The organism is Polaribacter uvawellassae (assembly GCF_039748955.1).
GTDB classification, from domain to species: Bacteria; Bacteroidota; Bacteroidia; order Flavobacteriales; family Flavobacteriaceae; genus Polaribacter; species Polaribacter uvawellassae.
In genome coordinates, this window is sequence record NZ_JBDIZN010000004.1 from 122,954 (window position 1) to 148,771 (window position 25,818).

General features: G+C 29.8%; 21 protein-coding genes. 12 read left to right on the forward strand and 9 right to left on the reverse strand.

Annotated features, from left to right (window positions below; genetic code table 11):
• Positions 1 to 9: 9 nt before the first annotated feature.
• From ABDX67_RS10520 to ABDX67_RS10535, 4 genes are all read left to right on the forward strand, one after another.
• The gene (locus tag ABDX67_RS10520) at positions 10 to 2,973 is read left to right on the forward strand and encodes an amidohydrolase family protein (protein WP_347174987.1); all 2,964 of its coding nucleotides are present in this window, start codon (positions 10 to 12) and stop codon (positions 2,971 to 2,973) included.
• 7 nt (positions 2,974 to 2,980) lie between these two features.
• The gene (locus ABDX67_RS10525; RefSeq protein ID WP_347174988.1) at positions 2,981 to 4,276 is read left to right on the forward strand and encodes an amidohydrolase family protein; all 1,296 of its coding nucleotides are present in this window, start codon (positions 2,981 to 2,983) and stop codon (positions 4,274 to 4,276) included.
• A gap of 103 nt (positions 4,277 to 4,379) precedes the next feature.
• Positions 4,380 to 5,558, forward strand: a complete 1,179-nt coding sequence (locus ABDX67_RS10530) for a beta propeller repeat protein (RefSeq protein ID WP_347174989.1) — start codon at positions 4,380 to 4,382, stop codon at positions 5,556 to 5,558.
• A 27-nt stretch (positions 5,559 to 5,585) separates the two neighbouring features.
• Positions 5,586 to 6,746 (forward strand): T9SS type A sorting domain-containing protein, encoded by a 1,161-nt coding sequence (locus ABDX67_RS10535; protein ID WP_347174990.1) that lies wholly within the window; start codon positions 5,586 to 5,588, stop codon positions 6,744 to 6,746.
• Between the two features lie 53 nt (positions 6,747 to 6,799).
• On the opposite strand, the gene ABDX67_RS10540 is transcribed toward ABDX67_RS10535, so the two are convergent.
• Entirely contained in the window at positions 6,800 to 7,237 is a 438-nt protein-coding gene (locus ABDX67_RS10540) for a hypothetical protein (protein ID WP_347174991.1), read from the reverse strand.
• Positions 7,238 to 7,319: 82 nt separating this feature from the next.
• On the opposite strand from ABDX67_RS10540, the gene ABDX67_RS10545 reads away from it, so the two are divergent.
• The 8 genes from ABDX67_RS10545 (at position 7,320) to ABDX67_RS10580 (ending at position 17,450) form a co-directional block, all read left to right on the forward strand.
• Entirely contained in the window at positions 7,320 to 8,114 is a 795-nt protein-coding gene (locus tag ABDX67_RS10545) for a TrmH family RNA methyltransferase (RefSeq protein WP_347174992.1), read from the forward strand.
• A gap of 7 nt (positions 8,115 to 8,121) precedes the next feature.
• Complete coding sequence (locus tag ABDX67_RS10550; RefSeq protein WP_347174993.1) at positions 8,122 to 8,733, forward strand: DUF2306 domain-containing protein; 612 nt, start codon at positions 8,122 to 8,124, stop codon at positions 8,731 to 8,733.
• A 105-nt stretch (positions 8,734 to 8,838) separates the two neighbouring features.
• Positions 8,839 to 10,080 carry a hypothetical protein gene (locus ABDX67_RS10555; RefSeq protein WP_347174994.1) on the forward strand — a complete coding sequence of 414 codons (1,242 nt, stop codon included), beginning with the start codon at positions 8,839 to 8,841 and terminating at the stop codon, positions 10,078 to 10,080.
• A 2-nt stretch (positions 10,081 to 10,082) separates the two neighbouring features.
• Positions 10,083 to 12,116, forward strand: a complete 2,034-nt coding sequence (locus tag ABDX67_RS10560; protein WP_347174995.1) for an IPT/TIG domain-containing protein — start codon at positions 10,083 to 10,085, stop codon at positions 12,114 to 12,116.
• On the forward strand, positions 12,117 to 13,349 hold the full coding sequence (locus ABDX67_RS10565; RefSeq protein ID WP_347174996.1) for a M48 family metallopeptidase: 1,233 nt from the start codon (positions 12,117 to 12,119) through the stop codon (positions 13,347 to 13,349). It begins immediately after the preceding gene.
• Between the two features lie 62 nt (positions 13,350 to 13,411).
• The gene (locus ABDX67_RS10570) at positions 13,412 to 15,628 is read left to right on the forward strand and encodes a RelA/SpoT family protein (RefSeq protein ID WP_347175062.1); all 2,217 of its coding nucleotides are present in this window, start codon (positions 13,412 to 13,414) and stop codon (positions 15,626 to 15,628) included.
• A gap of 73 nt (positions 15,629 to 15,701) precedes the next feature.
• Entirely contained in the window at positions 15,702 to 16,148 is a 447-nt protein-coding gene (locus ABDX67_RS10575; RefSeq protein WP_347174997.1) for a Fur family transcriptional regulator, read from the forward strand.
• 30 nt (positions 16,149 to 16,178) lie between these two features.
• Complete coding sequence (locus ABDX67_RS10580; RefSeq protein ID WP_347174998.1) at positions 16,179 to 17,450, forward strand: adenylosuccinate synthase; 1,272 nt, start codon at positions 16,179 to 16,181, stop codon at positions 17,448 to 17,450.
• Between the two features lie 71 nt (positions 17,451 to 17,521).
• On the opposite strand, the gene ABDX67_RS10585 is transcribed toward ABDX67_RS10580, so the two are convergent.
• The 8 genes from ABDX67_RS10585 to ABDX67_RS10620 form a co-directional block, all read right to left on the reverse strand.
• Positions 17,522 to 19,318 carry a hypothetical protein gene (locus tag ABDX67_RS10585; RefSeq protein ID WP_347174999.1) on the reverse strand — a complete coding sequence of 599 codons (1,797 nt, stop codon included), beginning with the start codon at positions 19,316 to 19,318 and terminating at the stop codon, positions 17,522 to 17,524.
• Positions 19,319 to 19,420: 102 nt separating this feature from the next.
• Entirely contained in the window at positions 19,421 to 20,674 is a 1,254-nt protein-coding gene (locus ABDX67_RS10590; RefSeq protein ID WP_347175000.1) for an alginate export family protein, read from the reverse strand.
• Between the two features lie 120 nt (positions 20,675 to 20,794).
• A complete protein-coding gene (locus ABDX67_RS10595) occupies positions 20,795 to 21,037 on the reverse strand; it encodes a cytochrome C oxidase subunit IV family protein (RefSeq protein WP_347175001.1) in 243 nt (80 codons plus the stop codon).
• 1 nt (position 21,038) lies between these two features.
• On the reverse strand, positions 21,039 to 21,614 hold the full coding sequence (locus ABDX67_RS10600) for a cytochrome c oxidase subunit 3 (RefSeq protein WP_347175002.1): 576 nt from the start codon (positions 21,612 to 21,614) through the stop codon (positions 21,039 to 21,041).
• An 18-nt stretch (positions 21,615 to 21,632) separates the two neighbouring features.
• Positions 21,633 to 23,408, reverse strand: coding sequence for a nitric oxide reductase activation protein NorD (locus tag ABDX67_RS10605; RefSeq protein ID WP_347175003.1), 1,776 nt, complete (start codon positions 23,406 to 23,408; stop codon positions 21,633 to 21,635).
• A gap of 82 nt (positions 23,409 to 23,490) precedes the next feature.
• On the reverse strand, positions 23,491 to 24,309 hold the full coding sequence (locus ABDX67_RS10610) for a CbbQ/NirQ/NorQ/GpvN family protein (protein ID WP_347175004.1): 819 nt from the start codon (positions 24,307 to 24,309) through the stop codon (positions 23,491 to 23,493).
• A 6-nt stretch (positions 24,310 to 24,315) separates the two neighbouring features.
• Positions 24,316 to 25,032 carry an SCO family protein gene (locus ABDX67_RS10615; protein ID WP_347175005.1) on the reverse strand — a complete coding sequence of 239 codons (717 nt, stop codon included), beginning with the start codon at positions 25,030 to 25,032 and terminating at the stop codon, positions 24,316 to 24,318.
• Positions 25,029 to 25,811: a formylglycine-generating enzyme family protein gene (locus tag ABDX67_RS10620; protein WP_347175006.1), complete on the reverse strand. Its 783-nt coding sequence runs from the start codon at positions 25,809 to 25,811 to the stop codon at positions 25,029 to 25,031. Before ABDX67_RS10620 ends, ABDX67_RS10615 begins: the two co-directional genes overlap by 4 nt.
• Between the last annotated feature and the right edge of the window lie 7 nt (positions 25,812 to 25,818).

A 25,818-nucleotide genomic window follows, 5' to 3' on the forward strand; every position in this document is an offset into this window, starting at 1 on the left:
ACTTAACTAATGAAAAAAACACTACTTCTATTTTTGTTTTTGTCAACTTTGGTTGTACAAGCTCAAGAATATTTTCCAACAAACTCTGGTGTTAAGACTACAAAAAACACAACTGTAGCTTTTACCAATGCAAAAATTTATGTGACACCTACACAAATTATCAACAAAGGGACTTTACTTGTAAAAGATGGTAAAGTTGTTTCTGTTGGTAAAAATGTGAGAATTCCTAATGGAGCTAAAACTGTAGATCTATTAGGAAAGACAATGTATCCTTCTTTTATAGAAGTGTATTCTAATTTCGGGATTAAAAATCCGACTCCGCCAAGAAGTTCTAGCAATGTTAGACAATACGAAGCTGGCAGAAAAGGGTATTATTGGAATGATCATATCAGACCAGAAACCGATGCTTTTGACAATTTTTCTTTCGATACCAAAAAAGCAAATGATTTATTAAAAGCTGGATTTGGAGTTGTAAATACTCATTTACAAGACGGAATTATTCGTGGTAACGGAGTTTTAGTTGCTTTAAATGCAAACTCTTCTGATGCTTTTAGAATTCTTGATACAAAATCTGCTCAATATTTTTCTTTCAGAAAAAGTAGAATGTCAAGACAAGCATATCCAACTTCATTTATGGGGTCAACGTCTTTATTAAGACAAGTTTATATGGATGCAAAATGGTACGAAGCTGGTAATGTTACAAATAAAGACATGTCTTTAGAAGCATTGATTGCAAACAGAAACTTAACTCAAATTTTTGATGCTGGTCAAAACAACTTAAATGCCATTAGAGCAGATAAAGTTGGTGATGAAAGCGGCGTTCAATACAGTTTTGTAGGTTCTGGTTACGAATATGAAGATATTGATGAAATTAAGAACATGAATGCAACTATGATTGTTCCTGTAAATTTCCGTAATGCTTACGATGTTTCAAATCCGTATTTGGCAAATCAACTAGAATTAAATGATATGCGTAGATGGAATCAAGAACCATCTAACTTAGCGGTTTTAGCAAAAAACAATGTAAACTTTACAATTACAACACACACGTTAAAATCTGTTGCAAGTTTTCAGAAAAACATTCAGAAGGCAATTCAATATGGGTTAGACGAAACAAAAGCATTGGAAGCATTAACAACGATTCCTGCAAAATTATTAGGAAAATCATCTGAAATAGGAACTTTAAAAAATGGTAGTTATGCAAACTTTTTAATTACTTCTGGTCCCATTTTCGACGCTTCAACAAAAATTTATGAAAACTGGGTACAAGGAGATAAACATGTAATTACCGATATGAATGTTGTTGACGCAAGTGGAGATTACACCTTATCTTATAATAACAAAAACTTAAATCTAACTATTTCTGGCACAAAAGGAACTTTAAAAAGTGGAACAACAAGTTTAAAATCTAAATTTTCTTTTAAAGACAATTGGGTTTCTATCACATTGAATAATCAAAGTGATGCTTCTAAATTTACGCGCTTTGTTGGTTCTTTAAATGAAAGTCAAAATAGATTTACTGGAACTGTAGTTGATGAATACGGAAATGAATCTTCTTGGACAGCAACCAAAAAGAAAGATGCAAAAAAGAAATCATCAAAGAAGAAAAATTCTAAAACTACTACTCCATTTGTAGTTCCTGTAACCTATCCAAATGTTGGTTACGGTTTTACTTCTAAACCAAAACAAGAAACAATTTTGTTTAAAAATGCAACTGTTTGGACAAGTGAAAAAGAAGGAATCTTAAAAAACACCGATGTTTTATTAAAAGACGGAAAAATCGCTCAAATTGGTAAAAACCTTAGAGTTCGTGGTGCAAGAGTTGTAGATGCAACGGGCAAACATTTAACTGCTGGTATTATTGATGAACATACACATATTGCATTGTCTTCTTCTAACGAATCTGGACATAATTCTGTTGCAGAAGTTACAATGGAAGATGCAATAAATCCTTCGGACATGAATATTTACAGAAATTTATCTGGTGGAGTAACCACTGCGCAATTATTACATGGTTCTGCAAATCCGATTGGAGGAAGATCTGCAATTGTAAAATTAAAGTGGGGAGAAACAGCAGATAATATGGTGTATAAAAATGCCCCTAAATTTATCAAATTTGCTTTAGGAGAAAATGTAAAACAATCTCGTTCTACAAACGGAACACGTTTTCCTCAAACTAGAATGGGAGTTGAACAAGTTTATATCGATTATTTTCAAAGAGCTAAAGAATATGATGCGTTAAAGAAAAGTGGTAAACCGTACAGAAAAGATTTAGAATTAGAAACATTAGCAGAAATTTTAAATAAAGAACGTTTTATTACCTGTCACTCTTATGTACAATCAGAAATTAATATGCTGATGAAAGTTGCAGACAAATTCAACTTTAACATCAATACATTTACACATATTTTAGAAGGTTATAAAGTTGCTGATAAAATGAAAGATCATGGTGTTGGTGCTTCTACTTTTTCAGATTGGTGGGCTTATAAATATGAAGTAAATGATGCAATTCCGTTTAACGCTGCAATTATGAACAACGTTGGTATTACAGTTGCAATCAATTCTGATGATAGAGAAATGTCTAGACGTTTAAATCAAGAAGCTGCAAAAACCATTAAATATGGTGGAATGACAGAATTAGAAGCTTGGAAAATGGTTACTATAAATCCTGCAAAATTATTGCATTTAGATGATAGAGTTGGTAGTATTAAAGTAGGTAAAGATGCAGATGTTGTTTTATGGACAGATCATCCAATGTCTATTTATGCAAAAGCACAAACTACTATTATAGAAGGACGTGTTTATTTTGACATCGATCAAGATTTGGCTAAAAGAGCTGCTATCAAAAAAGAACGTAGCTTGTTAATGAACATGATGCTTAATGAAAAGAATAATGGCGGAAAAGTTCAAGCTCCTAGAAAAAACGTGAAAAGAGTTTTGTATTGTGAAACTGAAGAAACTGAATTAAAATAAGAAAATTATGAAAAAACAAATTATATATAGTGTGCTATTTTTCTTACTAATAGGAAATAGTTTCGCGCAGCAAACACCAGCTTCTAAACAAACTACAGCTTTTTCTATTGAAGGAGCAACAGCACATTTAGGAGACGGAACCGTAATAGATGATTCTCTTATTATGTTTGCAGACGGAAAAATAACTTTTGTAGGTTCTGCAAAAATGAGAATTGCAAGACAAGGAACCATTATCAACGCAAAAGGAAAACATGTGTACCCAGGTTTTATTGCAGCAAATACAACTTTAGGACTAGGAGAAATTGATGCCGTAAAAGCATCTATTGATGACCGCGAAATAGGAACAATGAATCCGCATATTAGAAGTTTAATTGCTTACAATGCAGAATCTAAAGTTGTTGAAAGTATGCGACCAAACGGAGTTTTAATGGGACAAATTACACCTCGTGGCGGAATTATCTCTGGAACTTCATCTGTTGTTCAGTTTGATGCTTGGAACTGGGAAGATGCAGCTTTAAAAGTTGATGATGGTATTCATGTAAATTGGCCAAACAGCATTACTTTTGGTAGATGGTGGTTAGGTGAAGATGCTGGAGCAAAAATTAGCAAAACATATGCTAAATCTATTGAAGATTTTGAAGAATATGTAAACGATGCAAAAATCTATTTAAAAGGAAGTAAATCTCCTAAAAATTTAGAGTTTGAAGCTTTAGAAGGTTTGTTAAATGGTTCTAAAAAACTATATGTACATACAAGTGGAGAAAGAGAAATTATTGATGCAGTTCGTTTTGCAAATAAATTCAATTTTAAATTGGTAATTGTTGGCGGAGACGAAGCATACAAAGTTGGAGACTTATTAGTGAAAAACAATGTGCCAGTAATTGTAGAAAGAGCACATAGAATTCCGAATGGTGATGATTCTGATTATGATTTTTCATACAAATTAGCGAAGTTATTATTAGACAAAGGCGTTACTGTTGCTGTTGGTATGGACGGAAGCATGGAACGTATGAATACTCGTAATTTACCTTTTTATGTTGGAACGTATGCTGCATACGGAATCGATAAAGAAGTTGCCTTAAAAATGATAACTTCTAATTCTGCAAAAATTTTAGGAATAGATGATAAAGTAGGTACTTTAACTGTTGGTAAAGATGCAACACTATTTATTTCTGAAGGAGATGCTTTAGATATGCGAGGTAATATTATTAATGATGCATTTATTCAAGGAAGAAAGCTGAGTTTAGAAACACATCAAACAACACTTTGGAAACGGTATTCCAATAAATATAAAAATCAATAACCAACATAAAAACAACTATAAAAACTCTGAATTTCTTCAGAGTTTTTTTTATAATTTTTTTTTATTACTTTAGTTGCTAGTATATTAACTAAAAACTTTACACATGAAAAAGAATTACTTATTAATTTTTGCTGTATTATTATCACTTGGCTTTATCACTTTTACAGCAATAACAGAACTTAAAGCTCCAGACGTAGAAGAAGTTTATGGAGGAAGAATTAATTATATCAACGGATATAAAATTCACGCAGATTCTACTAGAATTTTTATTTCTACAGAAAGTGCAAATTCAGTTTTTTATGCTGATATGTACACTACAAATTCTGGTACACCATCTGCCACTAAATTTAAAGTGGTACCGAGTTTAGATAATACACAAAATTTTGGGTCTAGAATCAACAATATTCAAATACATGAACCATCAGAACAATTTGTATTTATCAATGAAAACAACAAACTTTATACAACAACAATTGGTGCTGCTACAGCAACAGATACTGGAATAAGTGGTGTTGGAGATATTTTAATTAACGGAGATTATACTTTTGCAGCTGGTGCAGGTAATATGAATTTTGGTTCCCTAAATGCAACTGGATCTTATACAACAGGAACTGGATCTCCAATTAGTTTTCCATCATTTACTGATTTGTTTTATCTTAATATTGATGCAACTTCAAAATTAGTCTATGCATTTGGCAAAGGTGCTACTCCAAAATTATATGTTTCAACTGATATGTATGATGCTTTTAATGCAACAACTACATTTACAGACATTTCTCCAACATTAACAAGTCCTGCTGTTACATGGACTGCATTTGGAATTGCACCAGACGGTCGTTTTTTTATAAGTGGTAATAATGGTTCAACAAAATTTATTGCCTATTCTGATGATAACGGAACCACTTGGAGCGAATTTGATACTACAATTACTGGAGTTTCTGCAACTAATTTTAGTTTTTCGGGAACAGCAAGTAGTTATTATGTTTTAACAGCAACAATGTTTAGCAATAATAAAGGAGCTAGTGGAACTTGGGCTAAATTTGGAACAACATCACACTATACGCATCCTAATGATGGAGCTGTATTTGTAGACCCAAATAATAGCAATATTTTTTATGCAACGTCAGATCAAGGATTGGGAATTTCTTTTGATAAAGGAATAAACGTTTCTAGTGCAGATGATGGTATTGAAGCTGTTCAAGTAAATGATATGGAAATGACAGCAGATAAGACTACTGGATGGATAGCTTCTAAATCTGGAGTAAGAAAAGTAACATCTTAAACTACTACTCCATCTTGGACAAATGCAATGTTTCCAACTGGTGACGGATCTGGATATCATTCTATAGCAATGAAACCTTCTGATGATAATACTGCGTACGCAGGAAATGTTAGAATATATAAAACAACAAACAGTGGTACAAACTGGTCTAGAGTTTTTACGCCTGAAAGTGCTCCTTATAATTTTCCAAGTGTAGGAACCATGGCAAAAGCAATAACCATTTGCCCGTATAATGAAAATATTGTATTTGCTGGTTTTGAAATAAAAGATGCAGATAAAGGTGGTTTATTTATTTCTGAAGATGCCGGAGTTACTTGGACGCAACAATTATTACATTCTAGCGGTTCTGCAAATGATGTAGATGTTAGAGATATTGTATTTACTCAAGAATCTGGCGTTATCACAGCCTACGTTGGCGTAGATTACGATTTAAGTTCTCCGACCGGAAGAAGTATCTATAAAGTAACAAAAGGAAGTTCTAGTTGGACGGTTACGCGAGATATGGACGCTGCAACAACAAGCACAGGAACAACCATTGTTGTTACCATCAATGATTTAGATTATGAATCTACAAATAATACCGTTTATGCTACAGGTACAGATGCAGGGACTAATCATCCTGTAAGTTATTACAAGCCATTAAGTGGAACAGGAAAATGGACCGTTAATACAACTTCTGGGTTTCCTTTTGTTGCAGGAAAAGAAGGAAAAGCAACAACTTATGGTGTAGATACATTGTATTGTGCAGTAGATAATGAGATTTATTATTTAGCTAAAACTGCATCAGCTTGGGCAAAAGGATATACGTATCCGAATGGAACAAGAATTAATTTTTTATATTATGATGATTTACTTGTTGGTACAGATACTGGTTTGTATTCTCAAATTGGACCAGGTAATAAAACTGCAAGTGTAGATGAAAATAGTATTGGAAAATTCTCATTATATCCTAACCCAATTGCTCCAAACGATATAATGACAATCAATTATTCTACAGATATAAAAGATTTATCGATAAAACTATTTACAATTAACGGACAGTTAATCAATGATTATAATGGGAATATTATCAGTAAAAATAGTTCAGAAATCAAATATAAAATACCGAAATTAAATCCAGGAATTTATCTTTTAAAACTATTTGATGCAAATAAAGGTTTAAGTACTAAAAAGATTGTCATTAAATAAATAAGTTGAAACAATTAAAAAAAACCCGAAGAAAATTCTTCGGGTTTTTTTAATTAATTTTTATCACATTTATAATAATTCTTTCCAACATCTTCTTTACCAAAACGTATTTTAGTAATATCTACAAAAAGTTCTTTATTTGCTTTTACATAAGTAGTTAACACTTTAGACTCTGCTCCTTCGCCTTCTAAAATAATTCTATTTCTACTTTCTCTAGCAGATCTGATATTCTTAATTTGAGTAGAACTAATTGCTTTAAAATTAAAATAAATTTTTGCGTTATATCTGTTTTTAAACTGGATTTCCCATTTACGAGCTCTACGAGACATTTCGTATTTACCCATTTTTACTTTAAAGCTAATTCCTTTTAAGCATTTAGTGTTTTTCCATTCACTCCATGTATTTTGACTTTCAGTCGTATTTGTAAAAGCCATTGAACCAATCATTATTAACATAAAGATTGATAAAAAAATCCCTCTTTTTTTCATCATTTTATTGTTTTATTTTAACATTCTAAAATTATGAAAAAAAAACGACTTGATTTTTAAAGCGAAATAGATACATTTGTTAACTATGAAATACATTGAAAGTCTTCAAAATTCAACTATAAAAAACATTTTAAAATTGCAAGAGAAATCTCGCGAGCGTAAAAAATCAGGACTTTTTATTATTGAAGGTAAAAGAGAGGTTTTATTAGCAATTAAAGGGAATTATACAATTAAAACTCTTTTGTTTTGTGATGATTATATTACCGAAAGCGAGTTAAGAAATTACTCAATAGCAGAAACAGAAATTATTTCAGTTTCTAAAGATGTATATCAAAAAGTAGCGTACAGAAATTCAACAGAAGGAATTATTGCACTTGCAAAAACGAAAGACTTTTCATTAGAAAACATTCAATTTTCTACTTCTACTCCATTAATTTTAATTACAGAAGCTCTAGAAAAACCTGGAAATATCGGTGCGCTTTTAAGAACTGCTGATGCTGCAAATTTAGATGCTGTTTTAATTGCAAATCCAAAAACGGATATGTACAATCCAAACATTATTCGTTCTAGTGTTGGTGGTTTATTTACCAATCAGATAGCAACAGGAACATCCGAAGAAATTATTACTTTTTTAAAAGAGAAAAATATCAATTCATTTGCTACAACTTTGCAAAATTCTAATGAATATTACAAAGAAGATTACACAAAAGCAACTGCAATTATTGTTGGAACTGAAGACACTGGTTTATCCGAAGATTTTAGAAATGATGCAACACAAAATATTAATATACCAATGCAAGGAGAAATTGATTCTATGAATGTTTCTGTTGCAGCTGCCATTGTCATTTTTGAAGCCAAAAGACAACGAAATTTTAATTAGAAAAAATATGAAAAGTAAAATAAGATATTGGGTAATTGCTTTTTTTTCAATTGCGATTGGTTTATATCCTCTAATTTATTTGATTGTTGATATGGAAGCTGAAGGTTTTCTTCAATCTAAACCAATAAATATTTTAGAGAACTCTCTTTGGAGAATTGCATTCTTTTCACATATCTACTTTGGTGGAGTCTCATTATTAGTTGGTTGGTCTCAGTTTTCTAAACGCATTCGAGGTAAACGATTAAAACTACATCGTTTATTAGGTAAAATATATGTAATTGCTGTTTTAATTAGTGCCATTGCTGGTTTTTATGTTGCGCTATTTGCTAATGGCGGAATTGTTGCACAACTTGGTTTTTCATTCTTAGCAATTGGTTGGTTTTTTACAACTTTAAAAGGCTACAAAACAATTAAAAAGAAAAATGTTATTCCACATAGAAAATGGATGATTCGTAGTTATGCCCATACCTTAGCTGCTGTTACATTAAGATTATGGTTACCAACTTTACCAGCAATCTTAAATATTTCTTTTGATGAAGCATACATCATAATTTCTTGGTTGTGTTGGGTTCCAAATATTATAATAGCTGAGATTTATATTAGAAAAATTGTTATTTAGAGTTTGTGTTTTTTTGTTACTAAATCTTGTTTTAATTGCTTTAATTTCGATAATAATATTTACCTTTACTTTTAATAAAAAAACTTATTTACCCCCAATCATTTCATGAAAAAAATTGCAATAATTGTTTGTTTTTTAATGTCTATTAGTGTGTTTTCACAAACAGATTTTAGAAAAGGATACATAATCAATAGTCAAGGCGAAAAAGTTAATGGATTTATAAATTACAAAGAAAACTCATCTATTTATGAGTATTGTGAATTTAAAACAACTCCTGAAGGTCAAATTAAAGAATACTACCCAAACTCAATTAGAGGATATGGCTTTGAAAATGATAAGTTTTTTGCTTCAAAAAACATAAGTATTGAAGCTAATAAAACTGAAAATAAATTTTTAGAAGTTATTATTTTTGGTATTGCTACGCTATACAAAACAACAGGAACTTATTATCTTGAAAAAGAAGGACTTCTTAAAGAATTAAATAATGATGTTATAGAATATACGCAAAATAATAATAAATTTAGAAGACCCTCAAAAAAGTATATTGGTATCTTAAAAGTATTCTTAAATGATTGTCCAAAAGTAAAATCAAAAATTGATGCTACGGGTTATGGTGAAAAAAGTTTAGAAGCTATAGTTCGCAAGTATAACGAATGTAAAGGACAAAAAAGTATTGTCTATAAAGAGGATAAACCTTGGTTTAAAGCTAATTTTGGAGCTTCCATTGGAATTAGTTCTTCAAGCTTAAACTATGATCATAAATCTACTGAAGTACTTTACTTTACGGAAAAATCTAATTCTAGTTTCTCTTATTTGTTTGGTGGTTTTGCTGAATTAAATTCTCCTAGAATTTCTGAAAAAATATCGTTTTATACTGGTATCTTCTTTTCTACAAATAATTTTAATACAAACATGTTAAGCTCTAATAGTAGTTTTAATTATATTAGTGAAGTGAGAACTACTTTAAAACAATTGAAAATTCCAATTGGAGTTCGCTATACTTTTCCAGAGCGAAATTTTACACCTTATGTTACTTTTGGTGTTTCAAGTTATACCAACATTAGCTCGTCTACCAATTGGATTAGAGAAAGTGAAATTAATAATGTAGTAAGCATTTCTAACAAAAAATATGAAACTGGTAGTTTAGCAGTTGGTTACTTTGCTAGTATAGGTTTTAAGAAAAAAGTATCAGAAAAACTTCATGGCTTTATTGATGTTGTTTACGAAAACTCTACAATGAGCAATAGTCGTAAAGTATTAGATCCCTATGTCGGTGCATCAACCGGAATTAGTGATTATCAAAACTCTATGTCTAGTTTACAAGTATTAATTGGAATAAGATTTTAAAAATGAAAAAGAAAAACATACAATCCTTAGCAATTATCTTTTTTAGTGTACTTTTTTTAATTCAGTGTACAGAAAATGATATTTTAGAAAGAAGTTACCCAACTATAGAAACGCTACAAGTAACAGATGTTTCTGAAAATGGAGTAAAATTAAATGCAACGATTAACAATATAAATCAGTATGATATTATAGAATATGGTTTTGTTTGGTCAGTAAGAACATTTCCTGATATTAATATTTCTGATAAAAAAATAATATCCTCTAATTTGACTTCAGGTGGTTTTTCTGCAACGATAACAACCACATTAGTAAATGGCAATAAGTATTATGTAAGGTCTTTTGTAAAAACAAAAGATTATTTAGTTTATGGCAATCAAAAAGAGTTTATGAGTTTTGGTAGTAGTGCAGCACTTATTCTTAGCTTAGAACCAAATTCAGGCGTTTGGGGAGATACTATTCAGATAAAGGGAAAAAACTTTAGTTATATAAACTCAAACAATAAAGTTACTTTTAAAGATAAAGTAGCTAGTGTAATTAAGAGCAACGATTCTATTATTACTGCAGTTGTACCAGAAGGAGTTAATAGTAAGGAAGTTACTGTAGGTTTAGAAATTGCCAACAGAGAAACTTATGCTGCAACTAAATTTATAATTAAATCTCCAACAATAACCTCTATTGCTCCATTAACAGCAACTTTTGGAGAAGAAATAACAATTACAGGAGATAATTTTGGGCTTAAACCAGAATTTAACAAAGTGTATTTTGGAGATGTTTTAGCAGAAGTTTCGGCTTCAAACAAGAATAGTATTAAAGTTATTGTTCCAAATGATTTAGAATTAAGTTTTGCCCCAGTAAAGGTACAATCAAATGCTATAGATGTTACTTATAATCAAAATTTTATTTTAAAGAAACCAGTGATAACTTTTGTTGATGATAATATTAAATCAAATACAGAGATTATAATTAAAGCTGATTATTTTAATCCAAAGAAAGAAAATAATAAAATATTATTTGATAATATTGAAGGAGAAATTATTTCAATCGAAAATAAAAACATAAAAGTAAAAATTCCTTTAGGTCCTTTTAAAAAACGAGAGTTAAAAATAAAATTAAAAGTTGCTGATTTAATAGTAGAGTATTCAAAAGAAGTTAGTTTAATAGATCAATGGATTTTGGTTTCAGATGATTTACCTTTTAGATATTATGGACATAGTAGCTATTATTTATCTGCTAATAATGAAATATATCTTGTAGCAAGACCAAAGCATTATAGTGAGGATGATGACTACTTATGGAAACTAAACCCTAATGATTTTAGTTGGGAAAGATTTGATATTCCAAACAATATTCAAATTAATAATTTCATATCTGATGGTATAAACCTGTATTTTTACGATGGTAGTAATAATAATTTTTGGGAATATAATCTTGCAACAAATCAATGGGCTCAAAAACAAAGTTATCCAGGTGCTAAAAGAAGAGGTGCTTCTCAGTTTCTTTTAAATGGCGAAATCTATATTGGTTTAGGGTCAAATGATGAAAATTATACTTCTGTTTTTTACAAAAATTTTTACAAATATAATCCATCTTCAAACTTGTGGAAACAAATATCCGATTTTCCTTACAACAATTCATTTAGAAGAAATTTCACGTCTACGTTTGTTATTAATAATATTGCATATCTAGGAAACGGAGCGTCTCATACAGGAATGACAGATTTTTGGTCGTATAATGCTAATTCGGATAGTTGGCTAAGAATTGCTGATTTTCCAGATGCTAGATCTAGAAGTTCTTCTTTTGCTTTAAATAACTTTGGATATATTACTGGTGGAAGTAAAGTTGGTGGCGGTAATAATACTGATTGTTGGCAATATGATCCAAATTTAGATACGTGGAATAAAATTGAAAATATTGGAATTATAGGAAGAGGTTCACATTTTTCTTTTGTTTTAAATGGTAAAGCTTATGTTGGTGGAGGCTCTAATGAATCAGGCGGTTCAAATGTTTTTGACATGTATGAATACAAACCAGATTAAATGACTCCAACTACACTTTTCTACATACTAATCGCAATTCTAATCATCAACTTTATCGTTGATAAAATACTAGATGTTTTAAACACAAAACATTTTGATGATGCAATTCCGGCTGAATTACAAGATGTCTATGAAAAAGAAGAATATGAAAAATCGCAAGCGTATAAAAAGACAAATGCAAAATTTTCAAATATAACAGGACTTTTTTCTTTAGTACTCACACTTGCATTTTTCTTTTTTGATGGATTTCTATTTGTAGATGAATTGGCAAGAAGTTACAGTTCAAATTCTATTATAATTGCGTTGATTTTCTTCGGAATTATTATCATTGGATCAGATATTATAAACACTCCTTTTTCGTATTATAAAACCTTTGTTATTGAAGAAAAATTTGGATTCAACAAAACCACTTTAAAAACATTTGTTGTTGATAAAATAAAAGGATTATTAATGACTGCAATTATTGGTGGCGGAATTTTAGCATTGATAATTTGGTTTTATCAGTTTGCAGGAAATAACTTTTGGATTTACGCCTGGGCTTTGGTTGCAATTTTTTCTTTGTTTATGAATCTATTTTACGCAAAACTAATTGTTCCTTTATTCAATAAGCAAACGCCGTTAGAAGAAGGAGAATTAAAAACAGCTATAGAAAAATATGTAACCAAAGTTGGGTTTACACTAAAAAATGTTTTTGTAATTGATGGTTCTAAACGTTCTACAAAAGCAAATGCTTATTTCTCTGGATTTGGTTCGCAGAAGAGAATTACGTTATATGACACATTAATAAACGATTTAGAAATCGATGAAATTGTTGCCGTTTTAGCGCACGAAGTTGGTCATTACAAACGCAAACACATCATTTTTAACTTGATTGCTTCTACTCTATTAACCGGATTTACTTTGTGGTTGCTATCTTTATTTGTGAGCTTACCAATTTTTTCTGAAGCCTTAAATATTTCTAATCCAAGTTTTCATATTGGATTAATTGTATTCGGAATTTTATATTCACCAATATCAGAAATTACTGGTTTATTTATGAATTATATTTCTAGAAAGTTTGAGTATCAGGCAGATAATTATGCCAAAGAAACATTTGCTGCAAAACCTTTAATTACTTCATTAAAAAAATTATCAAAAAATAGTTTGAGTAATTTAACGCCGCATCCAGCCTATGTTTTTATGCATTACTCACATCCAACGTTGTTAAAAAGAGTCCAAAACTTAGAAAAATAATTCTTCTCATCAAAAAAGCAAAAAAACTTTGCTTAGTTCATTATTTGTTTTACTTTTAAATGATGATGTATAAGGCAACCATAGAAGAAGAAAATAAAGAGATTTCTAAACGATATAAAGATCTCTTAAAAGGAACGTATCAAACTTTATCTGCACAAGATAAAAAGTTAATTCGTTCTGCATTTGATTTGGCTGTAGAAGCACATTCTGATCAAAGAAGAAAAACTGGCGAACCTTATATTTATCATCCAATTTCTGTAGCAAAAATTGTAGCTTATGAAATTGGTTTAGGCGCAACTTCTATTGCTGCTGCATTATTACACGACGTTGTTGAAGACACCTACTACACCATTGAAGATATGGAGCGTTTGTTTGGACAAAACATTGCACGTATTGTTAGCGGATTAACCAAAATTTCTCGTTTAAATAAAAGTCAAGATGTTTCTATACAGGCAGAGAATTTTAGAAAAATGCTACTAACTTTAAATGATGATGTTCGTGTAATTTTAATAAAAATTGCAGATCGTTTACACAATATGCAAACGATGGATTCTATGCCAGAATATAAACAGGTAAAAATTGCATCCGAAACCTTATATATTTATGCTCCATTAGCACACAGATTGGGTTTATACAATATTAAAACTGAACTCGAAGATTTAGGTTTAAAATATACAGAACCAGAAGTTTATGCAGATATTTTAAGTAATATAAAAGACAGTAAAGAAGAGCAACAAAAATACATAGATACTTTCGAAGCAATTTTACACGAAGGCTTGCAAAAAGAAGATTTTGAATATCAAATTAAAGGAAGAAGCAAATCTATTTTTTCTATCCGAAGAAAAATGAAAAAACAAAATGTTTCTTTTGATGAAGTGTATGACAAATTTGCAATTCGTATTATTTTTAAACCTGTTTCAAACGATGAAAAATTTGATGCTTGGAAAATTTATTCTATTGTTACCGATTTTTTTAAACCGAACCCATCACGTTTAAGAGATTGGATTTCTCAACCAAAATCTACAGGTTACGAAGCCTTGCACATAACTGTTATTGGTCCAGATAGTAAATGGGTAGAAGTACAAATTCGCTCAGAAAGAATGGATGAAATTGCCGAAAAAGGCTATGCTGCACATTTTAAATACAAGCAAGGTGTAGAAAAAGAAAACGGTTTAGATACTTGGTTAAATAAATTAAAAGAAACTTTAGAAAATCAAAGTACAAATGCAGTGGATTTTGTAGAAGATTTTAAGTTGAACTTATATTCTAAAGAAATATTCGTTTTTACACCACTTGGTGATTTAAAATCCTTACCAAAAGGAGCATCAGCATTAGATTTTGCTTTTTCAATTCACACAGATGTTGGCTTAAAGTGTAGAGGCGCAAAAGTAAACGGAAAATTAGTTCCGTTAAGTCATGAATTAAAAAGTGGCGATCATGTAGAGGTACAAACATCTACTGTTAACAAACCAAATGTTAGGTGGTTAGATTTTGTAATGACAGCAAGAGCTAGAACCAAAATTAAAGCTGCTTTAAAAGAAGAAGAAAAGAAAATAGCTGAAGAAGGAAAAGCTATTTTAACACGAAAATTACGTCACTTAAAAATAACTTTAAACGATCGTGTTGTTAATGAAATGGCTTCTTATTTTTCATTAAAAACTAGTTTTGATTTGTTTTATAGAATTGGAAATGGTGCTATTGACAACAAACAATTAAAAGCTTTTGCAAATCAAAAAAACAATGCTTTTATAAGCTTCTTTAAAAACCGTTTAAAACGTTCTCCAAGTAAAGAAAACTTTGATAAAGAAGAGGTTACTAACAAATATGATGCACTTGTTTTTGGTGATCAAGACGAAAAATTAGATTACACACTTTCAAAATGTTGTAACCCAATTCCTGGTGATAAAGTATTTGGGTTTTTAACCATTAACGACGGAATAAAAATTCATAAAAAAGATTGTCCGAATGCAATATCAATGCAATCAAATTATGCGTATCGTGTTTTAAAAGCTACTTGGATAGATTCTTCTAAGCAAGAATTTAAAGCAATTTTAAAAGTAAGTGGAAACGATAAAAAAGGAATTGTTAACAACTTAACACGTATAATTACAAACACAATGGATGTTTATATACACAATATAAATATTTCTGGCGATCACGGTGTTTTTGAAGGGAAATTATCTATCAGTGTTAAAAATAAAACGCAATTAACTAAGCTAATTGCTAGCATAAAAAAAGTAGAAGGCGTACAAAAAGTAGAACGTGTTAATACTATGTAGATATTAGTTGTATAAAAAGATAATTTATATTGATAAATAAGTTTAAATTTGTTGCTTCGATAAATTCAGAAAAATGGGTACAAAAGAAAATCAGGACATTGTAAAGAATGTTTTTACTGCATTTTTAGAATCTAAAAAACATAGAAAAACTCCAGAAAGATATGCAATCCTTCAAGAGATTTATGATTTAGAAGAGCATTTTGATATAGAATCTTTATATATCAACATGAAAAATAAAAATTATCGAGTAAGTAGAGCCACATTATACAATACAATAGATTTATTATTAGAATGCGGATTGGTAAGAAAACACCAATTTGGTGGTCAAAGTATGGCGCATTACGAAAAAAGTTATTTTGATAAACAACACGATCATGTAATTTTAACAGATACTGGAGAAGTTAAAGAATTTTGCGATCCAAGAATTCAGATAATTAAAAAAACAATAGAAGAAGTTTTTGATATTGATATTCATAATCATTCTCTTTATTTTTACGGCACAAAAAAACAAACAAAATAAACAAAACAACAACACTCTTAACAACAACTAATGGCAGTAGATTTATTACTAGGATTACAATGGGGCGACGAAGGAAAAGGAAAAATTGTAGATGTTCTTACTTCACAATATGATATTATCGCAAGATTTCAAGGAGGTCCAAACGCTGGACATACTTTAATTTTTGACGGATTTAAACACGTTTTACATACAATTCCTTCTGGAATTTTTCATAAAACAGCTTTAAATGTTGTTGGAAATGGTGTTGTAATAGATCCAGTAATCTTTAAAAAAGAATTAGAAAATCTTGACAATCATAAAATAGATTATTCATCTAGATTATTGATTTCTAGAAAAGCACATTTAATTTTACCAACACATAGATTGCTAGATGCAGCATCAGAAACGTCTAAAGGAAAAGCTAAAATTGGTTCTACATTAAAAGGAATTGGTCCAACTTATATGGACAAAACAGGTAGAAACGGAATGCGAGTTGGAGATTTAGAATTAGATAATTGGAAAGAAAAATACGATGCTTTAACAGAAAAGCATTTAAAAATGCTAGAATTCTTTGATGTTCAAATCGAATATGATTTAAAAGAATTAGAATCTGAATTCTGTAAAGGAATTGACAAATTAAGAACGTTACAATTTATTGATAGCGAAGAGTTTTTAAATCAAGCGATAAAAGATAAAAAAACAATTTTAGCTGAAGGTGCACAAGGTTCTTTATTAGATATTGATTTTGGAACGTATCCGTTTGTAACATCATCTAACACAACTGCTGCAGGCGCTTGTACTGGTTTAGGAGTTGCTCCAAATAGAATTGGAGATGTATTCGGAATTTTTAAAGCCTATACAACTCGTGTTGGCTCTGGTCCTTTTCCGACTGAATTATTTGATAAAGATGGAGAAAGAATGGCAAAAGTTGGTCACGAATTTGGTGCTACAACTGGAAGACCAAGACGTTGTGGTTGGCTAGATTTAGTTGCTTTAAAATATGCTGTAGATGTAAACGGAGTTACGCAATTAATGATGATGAAAGGCGATGTTCTTTCTGGTTTTGACACATTAAAAATATGTACTTCTTACAATTATAAAGGAAAAGAAATTTTTCATTTTCCTTATAATATTGAGCCTGAAAATGTATCAGTAAATTATACAGAATTTAAAGGCTGGAAAGATGATTTAACTAAAATGACTAGTGCAGATCAATTGCCACAAAATTTATTAGATTTTGTTGCTTTTATAGAAAAAGAAACTGGTGTTCCTGTAAGTATTGTTTCTGTTGGACCAGATAGAAAACAAACGATTACCAGATAATTATTACTATATAAAATATTAAAAAGCATCTTTCAATTATTGAAAGATGCTTTTTTAATGGAAACAATTTGTTAAAGCTTCTCTATCTCAATACCTAATAAAACAAGCTTCTGCTGCTCTATCCTTAAGGCTTCTATAAGTGATTCTTTACAAGAAACAAAAGATTCTTTTTGATTTAAAAATAACTCTTTGTAGTAACGAATACCTTCATCTAAATTATTTTTAAACTTTAATAAATATCGCAACTGCTTTTTATCAATTGAAGTTTTTACAGTTTCAATTTTTTCTTGTAAATGTGTAATATAAAGAGATAATTCTTTTATAAACACGTTTGGTCTGTCAGTTCTTGTTAAAACATTTTTTCTACCATAAATGTGATCTGTAATGTTTCGTAAACTCATCACCTTATCATAATAAGCCATATTTGGACCAGGACAAACAGAAACTCCATCTCCAGTTTTCTTGGTACTCATCTTATTTAAAATTAATGTAGAAGTGCTTAAACCAACACAAATACAAGACTTTTCTATAATTTTATGATGCTTTTGTGCTTTTTCGTTTGATGAAATTTCTAAAGTATTTAATTCTTTTAATTTTAAAAATTGATATTCTCTAGACGCAGTACACAAACCTGTTTTTTTAAACTCATTATTTAAAGCTATAAATTTATTCGGACACGAACTTCCTGGTCTGCCTTTATCTATAAATTGTTGTTTTTCAAAATCTTTTGTATTTCCTTTTAATGTGTTAAACGGAACTCCTAGTGGCGATGTATTACTCAAGTACAAATCTTCTTCTTTTGCTTTTGCTAATTTTTCCATCGTTTTTTCATCAACACTTGTTGCTTCTGGCACCAATAAAAACGGGCTTCCCCAACCAACAGAATCAAGTTTATAATGATCCATTAAAAAGGAATGCTCTTCTTCTGTTCCAATTCCACCTTGAGTTGTTATTTTTAAACTTAATCCATGTTTTGGTACAGTTCTATTTGTTTCATTAAGTGCATCAATCAATAAAGCATAGATTTCACTCTTTAAAACATCTTTATTTTCTTTGAATTCATATAAAACAGGACCAAGTAAGAATCCGTCAGTTGCAAAAGCATGACCACCACAATTTAATCCAGATTCTATTCTGTATTCTGAAACCCACAATCCTTTTTTTGCTAGAAACTTACCTTGAATCATTGCAGATCTATAATCACTAACTTTTAAAATAATTTTCTTTTTAATTGTTCCGTTTTCATCCGGAAAAAAATCATCAAAACTACTTATATACGAATACAATCTCGGATTCATTCCCGCAGAAAGTACTAAAGAAGATGATAATTTACTTTTAGAATATCCTCTTAAAGCAGCATGAGCGTCATTAAATTCTATGGGCAATAATTCTTTATTTTTATAATTTCCTTTATCAACTTTGGTCATAATATTTACATCAATACTTCCCATTGTTAAATTTTTATTAGCCCAATCTTTTAGTTTAGAAAAATCTACTCCTTCTTCAGTTAGTTTTAGAAAATCTTTTTTCATGGAAGAATATTCTGGTAACATCTGAATATAATCTTTTAAAGCTTTGCTTTTTTCAGAAGTGATGTTTTTTAATTGATTGAACTTTTTCTCGGTTTGTTCATGAATTAAATTTAAATAAGAAGTAATTCTCTTTGCTCTAAAATCATCCACTTTATCAGATATTTCTTTATAAGGAACTTCAAATTTTTCACTATAAACTTTTCGTAATTTTTCTAGTAAAATATCATCAACCAAAGAAATAACAGAATCGATTCCGTATTGTGCAACTTTTAAAGGCGAATCTATTGTAAATCCTATTCCCATTACTGGAATATGAAATGTGTGTGCTTTTTTCATTATTTAAAATATATATTTAGTATTATATATTATTCTTTTTAATATAAAAAAAGCCTCTTTTTGATGTACATCTTAAAGAGGCTTTCTCGTTAACTAAAAAAACTAATTTGATGCATAAAAAGTTGGTTTAAATGTTAACATAAACCAAGTCCATGAATTATTTTTATTGCTTAAACCACCTTTTAATGCTTCTAAAGAAGTAGTTCCAAACATTTGTGAATAACCAGCGCTAAACTGAATATTATCTGCTATTTTATATCCTAAAGTAAAATCGATTTCTGTACCAAGACTGCTATTCATTTTTGTAGTTCCGTTATAAATATCTGCAGCAGATTTAAAAATATGTGGAACTAACTTTGCCGAAAATTTATCTTTTGTATAAGAAACAGTTGCATGTATATCAATTAATCCAACTGAATTTATATGATTTCCAACATAAAAATAATCCATCCAACCATTAAATTTATGGTTTGTTCCAAATATTGGGTTAAACGATTTTAAATCTGTACTTGAATCGTTTGTGTCTTTACCTGATAAGTATTCAAAACCAAGTCCTAAATTAAATTCTTTTGTAGTTTTTACATTGATATTAGCCGAATAATAGCTTGCAGAAATTGGCGTAGTCTTTACTTTTCCTGATTGTAAATAAGCAGCTGCGTCTATTGAAAGGCTTTTCTTTTTATAAGTTATTCTTGGTCCAAAAGTTTGAGAGTAACTAACATCTGCTTCGTTATTTACATCTAAATGCTCAATTCCATTATTTAAAGCCAAAATGCTAATTCCGAAATTATTAATTTTTGTATTGTACCATACATATTGAAATGTTTTATAGCCTGCTACATTGCTATAAATAGTTTTAACTCCAGCTTGTGAATCATTATTTAAAGCAAATCCGATATCTAATTTTCCATTATCTGATGTTTTAAATTTGGCAATAATTGCATCATGACTTCTACCTTGTTGTGCCCAACCAACATTACCAAAAATTCTACTATCATCATAAATAATTTCTTGTCTTCCTAACTTTAAATCAAAATAATTTGCAACTGAAAACTCTGTCCAAGCTTCATGAAATGAACTTGATTTGTCTTGTGCTGATAAAGTTCCAACATCTCCCCAAACACGAACGTTTTGTAAAGAAATTCTAACTTTAAAATTATCTTGCTGATAATTTAAATTTAACCTTGTTCTTTGAGATATAAAACTTGACCCTTCTTCACCTAGTTTAAGTAAAGATTGGTATCCATGTTTGTTTTCATATCTTGGTCTTAATTCTCCTGATAAATGAACCTGTTGTGCAGATAACGGCAATGCAAATATTGTTATCATTAGTAATGAAAAAATTAATTTTCTCATAATATGTTTCTTTTATGTTATATGATTAATAAAAGACTATTTCATCTTTTACCCTGTAAAGTTACAGTAGATTTAAACCTAATAAACTGATAAATGTCAAGTTTTAAAATTTAATTAGAATTAATAAAAAAGTACAACTCCAGAAAAAAGCAGAAGGTATATTATAATTGAAGCTTTCCAAAAAACATGTGCGTTCTTCATTTCCATAAAATAAAACGAAACAGCTAAAAATTTTAATACAGAAATTAAAATAATGAGTGCTGCCGAAGAGTTTTCACTAACTAAAGAAGATGAAAAAAAGACTACTGTTACTGTAGAAATAAGCAGTAAAATCCAAACTATAAAAAGGTTTTTTCTAGTCATTTTAAAAAATTAAATAGATTATTGGAAATAATAATAACCAGATTAAATCACACATATGCCAAAAGGCAGCACTTGCTTCAAAATCATCTAAATTGGTTTGCTCTTTTTTCTTACTTAAATCTCTATCAACAATAACTAAAATAACCAAACCAACGATAACATGAATTACATGAAACAGCGTTAACATCCAATAAAAAGTAAAGAAAGTATTATAATCAATTGTAAGCCCGGCGTCTATTTTTGCATTGTATTCAATTGTTTTTAAAATTAAAAATAACAATCCGCCAAGCATTGTCAGTTTTAAATACAAAGATGATTTTTTAGCGTTTCCTTCCTTTAGATAGCTAACAGATAAAGCCATAAAAAAACCACTAGTAATTAAAAATAATGTATTAATTGTTCCGAAAGTTGTGTTTAATAACAATCTTGAATTATGAAAAACTTCTGGTTCATCTTGGCTATAAACCGCCATTGCAATTAATGCCATTCCAAATGTTAGCAATTCTAAAAAAATAACTATCCACATTAAAATTCCTCCTGGAGGATAATAGATGCTCTTAACAAGGCTTTTATTCATTATTGAAATTAATTAATTTTAAGATTGATTTTTAATTTTTTCATACAATTGCACAAGTGATTTTAACAATTCAACTGGCGTTGTAAGAATTTGATAATGATTTTGTCCAAACATTTGTGGCAAATAATATTTTGCCTGTGCTTCTATTGCCAATGCATACGAATTGATATTGCGTTCATTTAGTTCTCGTAATGCTTGTTTTACATCGTTAACTCCGTATTTTCCTTCGTATTTATCGTAATCGTTTGGCTTTCCATCAGAAATTAAAATAACCCATTTATTTTTGGTACTTCTTTTATCTAATAATGCGCCAGAATGTCTTAACGCAGCTCCAATTCTTGTATAACCACTTGGTTCTACTGCTCCAACTTTAAATTTTGCACGATTCCAATCTTCATCAAAATCTTTAACTGTTATATAAGTTGAATGATTTCTCGTTTTAGAATAAAAACAATCGATAGAAAAATCGATATTGTATTCATCTAAAATTTCGCCAAATAAAATAGAAACTTGTTTTTCTACATCAATAACTCTATTTCCGTTTGCATAACCATCGCTAGACAAACTAACATCTAACAGCAATAAAATGGAAATGTCTTTTTCTTTTTTTCTTTTTGATAAATATATTTTTTCGGTTGGCGTTTGTCTTGATTTTACATCAACAAATAAATCGGTTAATGCATCTAAATCAAACTCTTCTCCTTGTGTTTGTCTGCGTTGTTGTTGATATCTATTATTAACGCTGCTTAGCATTTTTCGCAATCCCATTAAAGTTGAACTGTTTTCTGAGATTGTTTTTTTATAATAGTTTACATCCGTTTTTAAGATTGATTTTGGATATACTTTACAGAAATTGTCTTTGTATCTTCTTTTAGAATAATCCCATTCATCGTAGGTAATAAAATAACCAGAACTATCACTTTCTGCACTTTCAGAAACTGTTGTGTTTTCGATAAAATCTGCTTGATATACAGAATGTGCCGTATCATCTACACGAACAGTATATTTCATATTTAAATCTTCTAACGCATTAGAATGTTCATCTAATTCGTCTTCGCCATCAAAGTCTTTAAAGTTTCCACCAAATTCTTCAGCAGTTTCAACTTTTTCAAATTGATGTTGTAAAACTGCATCATCTTGTTGTTTTTGATCTATTTGCACAGAAATAATTTCTTCTACTGCATTGGCTTTTAAAATAGTTTCAATCTTCTCTTCTTTTGCTTTTTTAGCTTTGTCTGTAAAGTTTTCGAGTCTTTTATTTTCTGCATCTTCTAAACTATTCCGCATCCATTTTCCGTAGATAAAACTATAATCTACAGAAGTTTTGGTTGTTTCTTTTGATTTAAAGTAAGCTATAAAACTGCTGTAATAATCCTCTGTAATGGGGAATTGTTCAAAAAGTTCTTTTAAGATTAAAGCTGAAGTTTCTTGTGCTTTTTCTTGAGACTCTATTAAGTCATGTTCTTTATTATCATTCCAATTGAAATCTCCGTTTTTTTGAATTGACAAATACAAAACTCTAAACAAATAGAAAGAAACATTTTGTTCTATAGATTTAAAAAAATCGATTTGATTAGGCAAAAAAAAGTTATCGTTTTTATAACCGCCTTCTCGTTCTGCTTCATAAATTTCTATAGTTTTACCAGTAATTGCTCTTGCAAATAAAGTTAATCGAGGTTTTAACTCATCTAGCTTTGCAGCATATTGTTTGCTTTTTTCTTTTGCTTTCTTTCTTCTTTTAAAGTAATAAGCAAATTTTGTAAAGATATATTCGTCTGGTTCAAACTCAAACATTGTTTTTTATTTATATCTCAATATTAAGTTTTATAATAACAAAGTTATTAAAACTGTAAACTAAGACTGTATACTGACAATTTTATATCATTAAGTCACATAAATCATTCAATGCTGCCACAACCTCAATATCATCCGTTAAAGGCTCTACAACTGCAACGTGAACTGCTAATCTTTTTGGTAAGCCAGAAGCTATTAATTTTGCTGCATCAACCAATAAACGTGTAGAAACTGTTTCTGTTAATCCTAATTCTGTTAGGTTTCTAATTTTTGTTGCTATTTGCACTAACTTTTTTGCATCTGATTCAGAAACTGAAGTTTCATTTGTTAAAATTTCTACTTCTGTTTTATCTGTTGGATATGCAAAAGAAACCGCTACAAAACGTTGTCTTGTAGATGGCTTTAATTCTTTAAATCCTTTTTGATATCCTGGGTTAAAGGAGGCAACCAACATAAAATCTTCATGCGCTTTTACAGTAATTCCTAATTTATCAATAAACAATTCTCTTCGATGATCTGTTAAAGAATGGATTGCAACAATTACGTCTGGTCTTGCTTCCGCAATTTCATCTAAATATAAAATAGCACCTGTTTTAACAGCAATAGTTAATGGACCATCTAACCAAATAGTTTCCGCTCCTTTAATTATATATCTACCAATTAAATCTGTTGATGATGTTTCTTCATGGCAACTAACTGTTATCAATTGTTTGTCTAATTGATGCGCCATAAATTCAATAAATCTCGACTTTCCTGTTCCTGTTGGACCTTTTAATAAAATAGGAAGTTTTTGTTTGTAAGAATGCTCAAAAACGTTAATTTCTTTTCCTAAAGGTTTATAATAAGGGATTTTTTTTACTTCATGAATAGTCTTTTCCATAATCAAAGCTTCTGTACTCATAATTTGTTATTTACCCGCGGTTTCAATAATTTTAGCAATAGTTTCTTTGTTATCAACACCTAAACCTTCTTGCTGATGAATCAATTCTCCTTTTGGATTAAAAACACTTATAATGTTTGAATGCGAGAAATCTAACGGAGAAATCTCTTTATACTTTACCGCTAATACATTTGCAAATTCTCTAACTCCACTGTCAGTTCCTTGTAAAAAAGTATAATTATCGGTATCCATAAAGTTTTCTTTCGCAAACTCTTTTAATCGGGTTGGAGTATCAACTTCTGGGTCTATACTAACAAATATATACTGTACATCATTGGTGTATTTTTCTGGAATCTCTTTGGCAATATTTCTCATATCTGCAACTAATCTTGGACAAGCGGCTTTACAAGTTGTATATACCATAACCATTACCAAGGTTTTACCTTTTAGTTCTTTTAGCTCAATACTTTTAGCATCTTGAGTATTCCATTTTGTTGTTAAATTAAAAATAGAAGAATCTGAAATTTCATTATCATCAGCTAATATTTTGGTTGATGCTGCAATTGGTTTTAAATCCATTTTACAAACTGGGCAACTTCCTTCTTTGTGATAGATTTTTTCACCTTCACATTTCATCGGGCATTGGTATTCTATTTTAGCTGTTTCTTTTTTATCTGATTCTTTACAAGAGCCAAATGAAATAATTGCTAATATTAATATTATAAGAGGTTTTGTAATTTTCATTGTATTGGTTTTTTAACATCTTGTACACATCTAAAACCTAAGTTTTTCATTGTGTATTTTGCTTTTAAACTACCACGAATTGCGTAGCGCATAAAAGCAGCGTAGTTCATTAAATCTGTAGCATTTACAGCAGCGCTTCCGCAAAAAAGATCGCTATCTTTATCTACATCTTTTCTAGATTCTCCTGTAATTAAAACCGAATTAAAATCTGATGTCCATTCCCAAACTAATCCATGTAAATCATATACACGCCAGTAATTTTTAAAGGTAGAACCAACAACATTATCAAAGGTTTTTGGTTTTTCGTACCAACCTAAAATATACTTATTATAAGCTTCAATACTTCTTGCATCTGGCACTTTTTCATTTGCCATTGCCACATATTCCCATTCATCTACGGTTGGCAATCTTTTTCCTTGAATTTCGCAATAATTTTTTGCAGCAAACCAAGAAACATCGGTTACTGGAGAATTTAATTTTTGTTTATCACTTAATTCAGTATCATTTTTCCAGTTTAATAAATATCTGTTATCCGCAAAAAGTCTAAGAACTTTAGATTTTCTCCATTTTGGGTTTTCTTTTACAAATTTTAAATAATCTTCATTTGTAACAGGATAAACATCCATTAAAAAATCTGAAATAGCTACCTTTATTGAGTCTCTACCGTATAAGGGAGTATATTCTCCACCTTTGATTGATACCATTTCAGATTGACAACTTGCTAAATAAGAATTTAGAAATAGTAGTCCGCAAATTGTCAATCTTAAAATAGTTTTCATTGTATTT

Excerpts from the sequence above, each read along its gene's own strand:
- ABDX67_RS10530 (WP_347174989.1), top strand. The coding sequence starts at position 4,380 with ATGAAAAAGAATTACTTATTAATTTTTGCTGTATTATTATCACTTGGC.
- ABDX67_RS10520 (WP_347174987.1), top strand. The coding sequence starts at position 10 with ATGAAAAAAACACTACTTCTATTTTTGTTTTTGTCAACTTTGGTTGTA.
- ABDX67_RS10550 (WP_347174993.1), top strand. The coding sequence starts at position 8,122 with ATGAAAAGTAAAATAAGATATTGGGTAATTGCTTTTTTTTCAATTGCG.
- ABDX67_RS10590 (WP_347175000.1), bottom strand. The coding sequence starts at position 20,674 with ATGAGAAAATTAATTTTTTCATTACTAATGATAACAATATTTGCATTG.
- ABDX67_RS10545 (WP_347174992.1), top strand. The coding sequence starts at position 7,320 with ATGAAATACATTGAAAGTCTTCAAAATTCAACTATAAAAAACATTTTA.
- ABDX67_RS10560 (WP_347174995.1), top strand. The coding sequence starts at position 10,083 with ATGAAAAAGAAAAACATACAATCCTTAGCAATTATCTTTTTTAGTGTA.
- ABDX67_RS10540 (WP_347174991.1), bottom strand. The coding sequence starts at position 7,237 with ATGATGAAAAAAAGAGGGATTTTTTTATCAATCTTTATGTTAATAATG.
- ABDX67_RS10570 (WP_347175062.1), top strand. The coding sequence starts at position 13,412 with ATGATGTATAAGGCAACCATAGAAGAAGAAAATAAAGAGATTTCTAAA.
- ABDX67_RS10525 (WP_347174988.1), top strand. The coding sequence starts at position 2,981 with ATGAAAAAACAAATTATATATAGTGTGCTATTTTTCTTACTAATAGGA.
- ABDX67_RS10535 (WP_347174990.1), top strand. The coding sequence starts at position 5,586 with ATGTTTCCAACTGGTGACGGATCTGGATATCATTCTATAGCAATGAAA.
- ABDX67_RS10575 (WP_347174997.1), top strand. The coding sequence starts at position 15,702 with ATGGGTACAAAAGAAAATCAGGACATTGTAAAGAATGTTTTTACTGCA.
- ABDX67_RS10565 (WP_347174996.1), top strand. The coding sequence starts at position 12,117 with ATGACTCCAACTACACTTTTCTACATACTAATCGCAATTCTAATCATC.
- ABDX67_RS10580 (WP_347174998.1), top strand. The coding sequence starts at position 16,179 with ATGGCAGTAGATTTATTACTAGGATTACAATGGGGCGACGAAGGAAAA.
- ABDX67_RS10600 (WP_347175002.1), bottom strand. The coding sequence starts at position 21,614 with ATGAATAAAAGCCTTGTTAAGAGCATCTATTATCCTCCAGGAGGAATT.
- ABDX67_RS10615 (WP_347175005.1), bottom strand. The coding sequence starts at position 25,032 with ATGAAAATTACAAAACCTCTTATAATATTAATATTAGCAATTATTTCA.
- ABDX67_RS10585 (WP_347174999.1), bottom strand. The coding sequence starts at position 19,318 with ATGAAAAAAGCACACACATTTCATATTCCAGTAATGGGAATAGGATTT.
- ABDX67_RS10610 (WP_347175004.1), bottom strand. The coding sequence starts at position 24,309 with ATGAGTACAGAAGCTTTGATTATGGAAAAGACTATTCATGAAGTAAAA.
- ABDX67_RS10555 (WP_347174994.1), top strand. The coding sequence starts at position 8,839 with ATGAAAAAAATTGCAATAATTGTTTGTTTTTTAATGTCTATTAGTGTG.
- ABDX67_RS10620 (WP_347175006.1), bottom strand. The coding sequence starts at position 25,811 with ATGAAAACTATTTTAAGATTGACAATTTGCGGACTACTATTTCTAAAT.
- ABDX67_RS10605 (WP_347175003.1), bottom strand. The coding sequence starts at position 23,408 with ATGTTTGAGTTTGAACCAGACGAATATATCTTTACAAAATTTGCTTAT.
- ABDX67_RS10595 (WP_347175001.1), bottom strand. The coding sequence starts at position 21,037 with ATGACTAGAAAAAACCTTTTTATAGTTTGGATTTTACTGCTTATTTCT.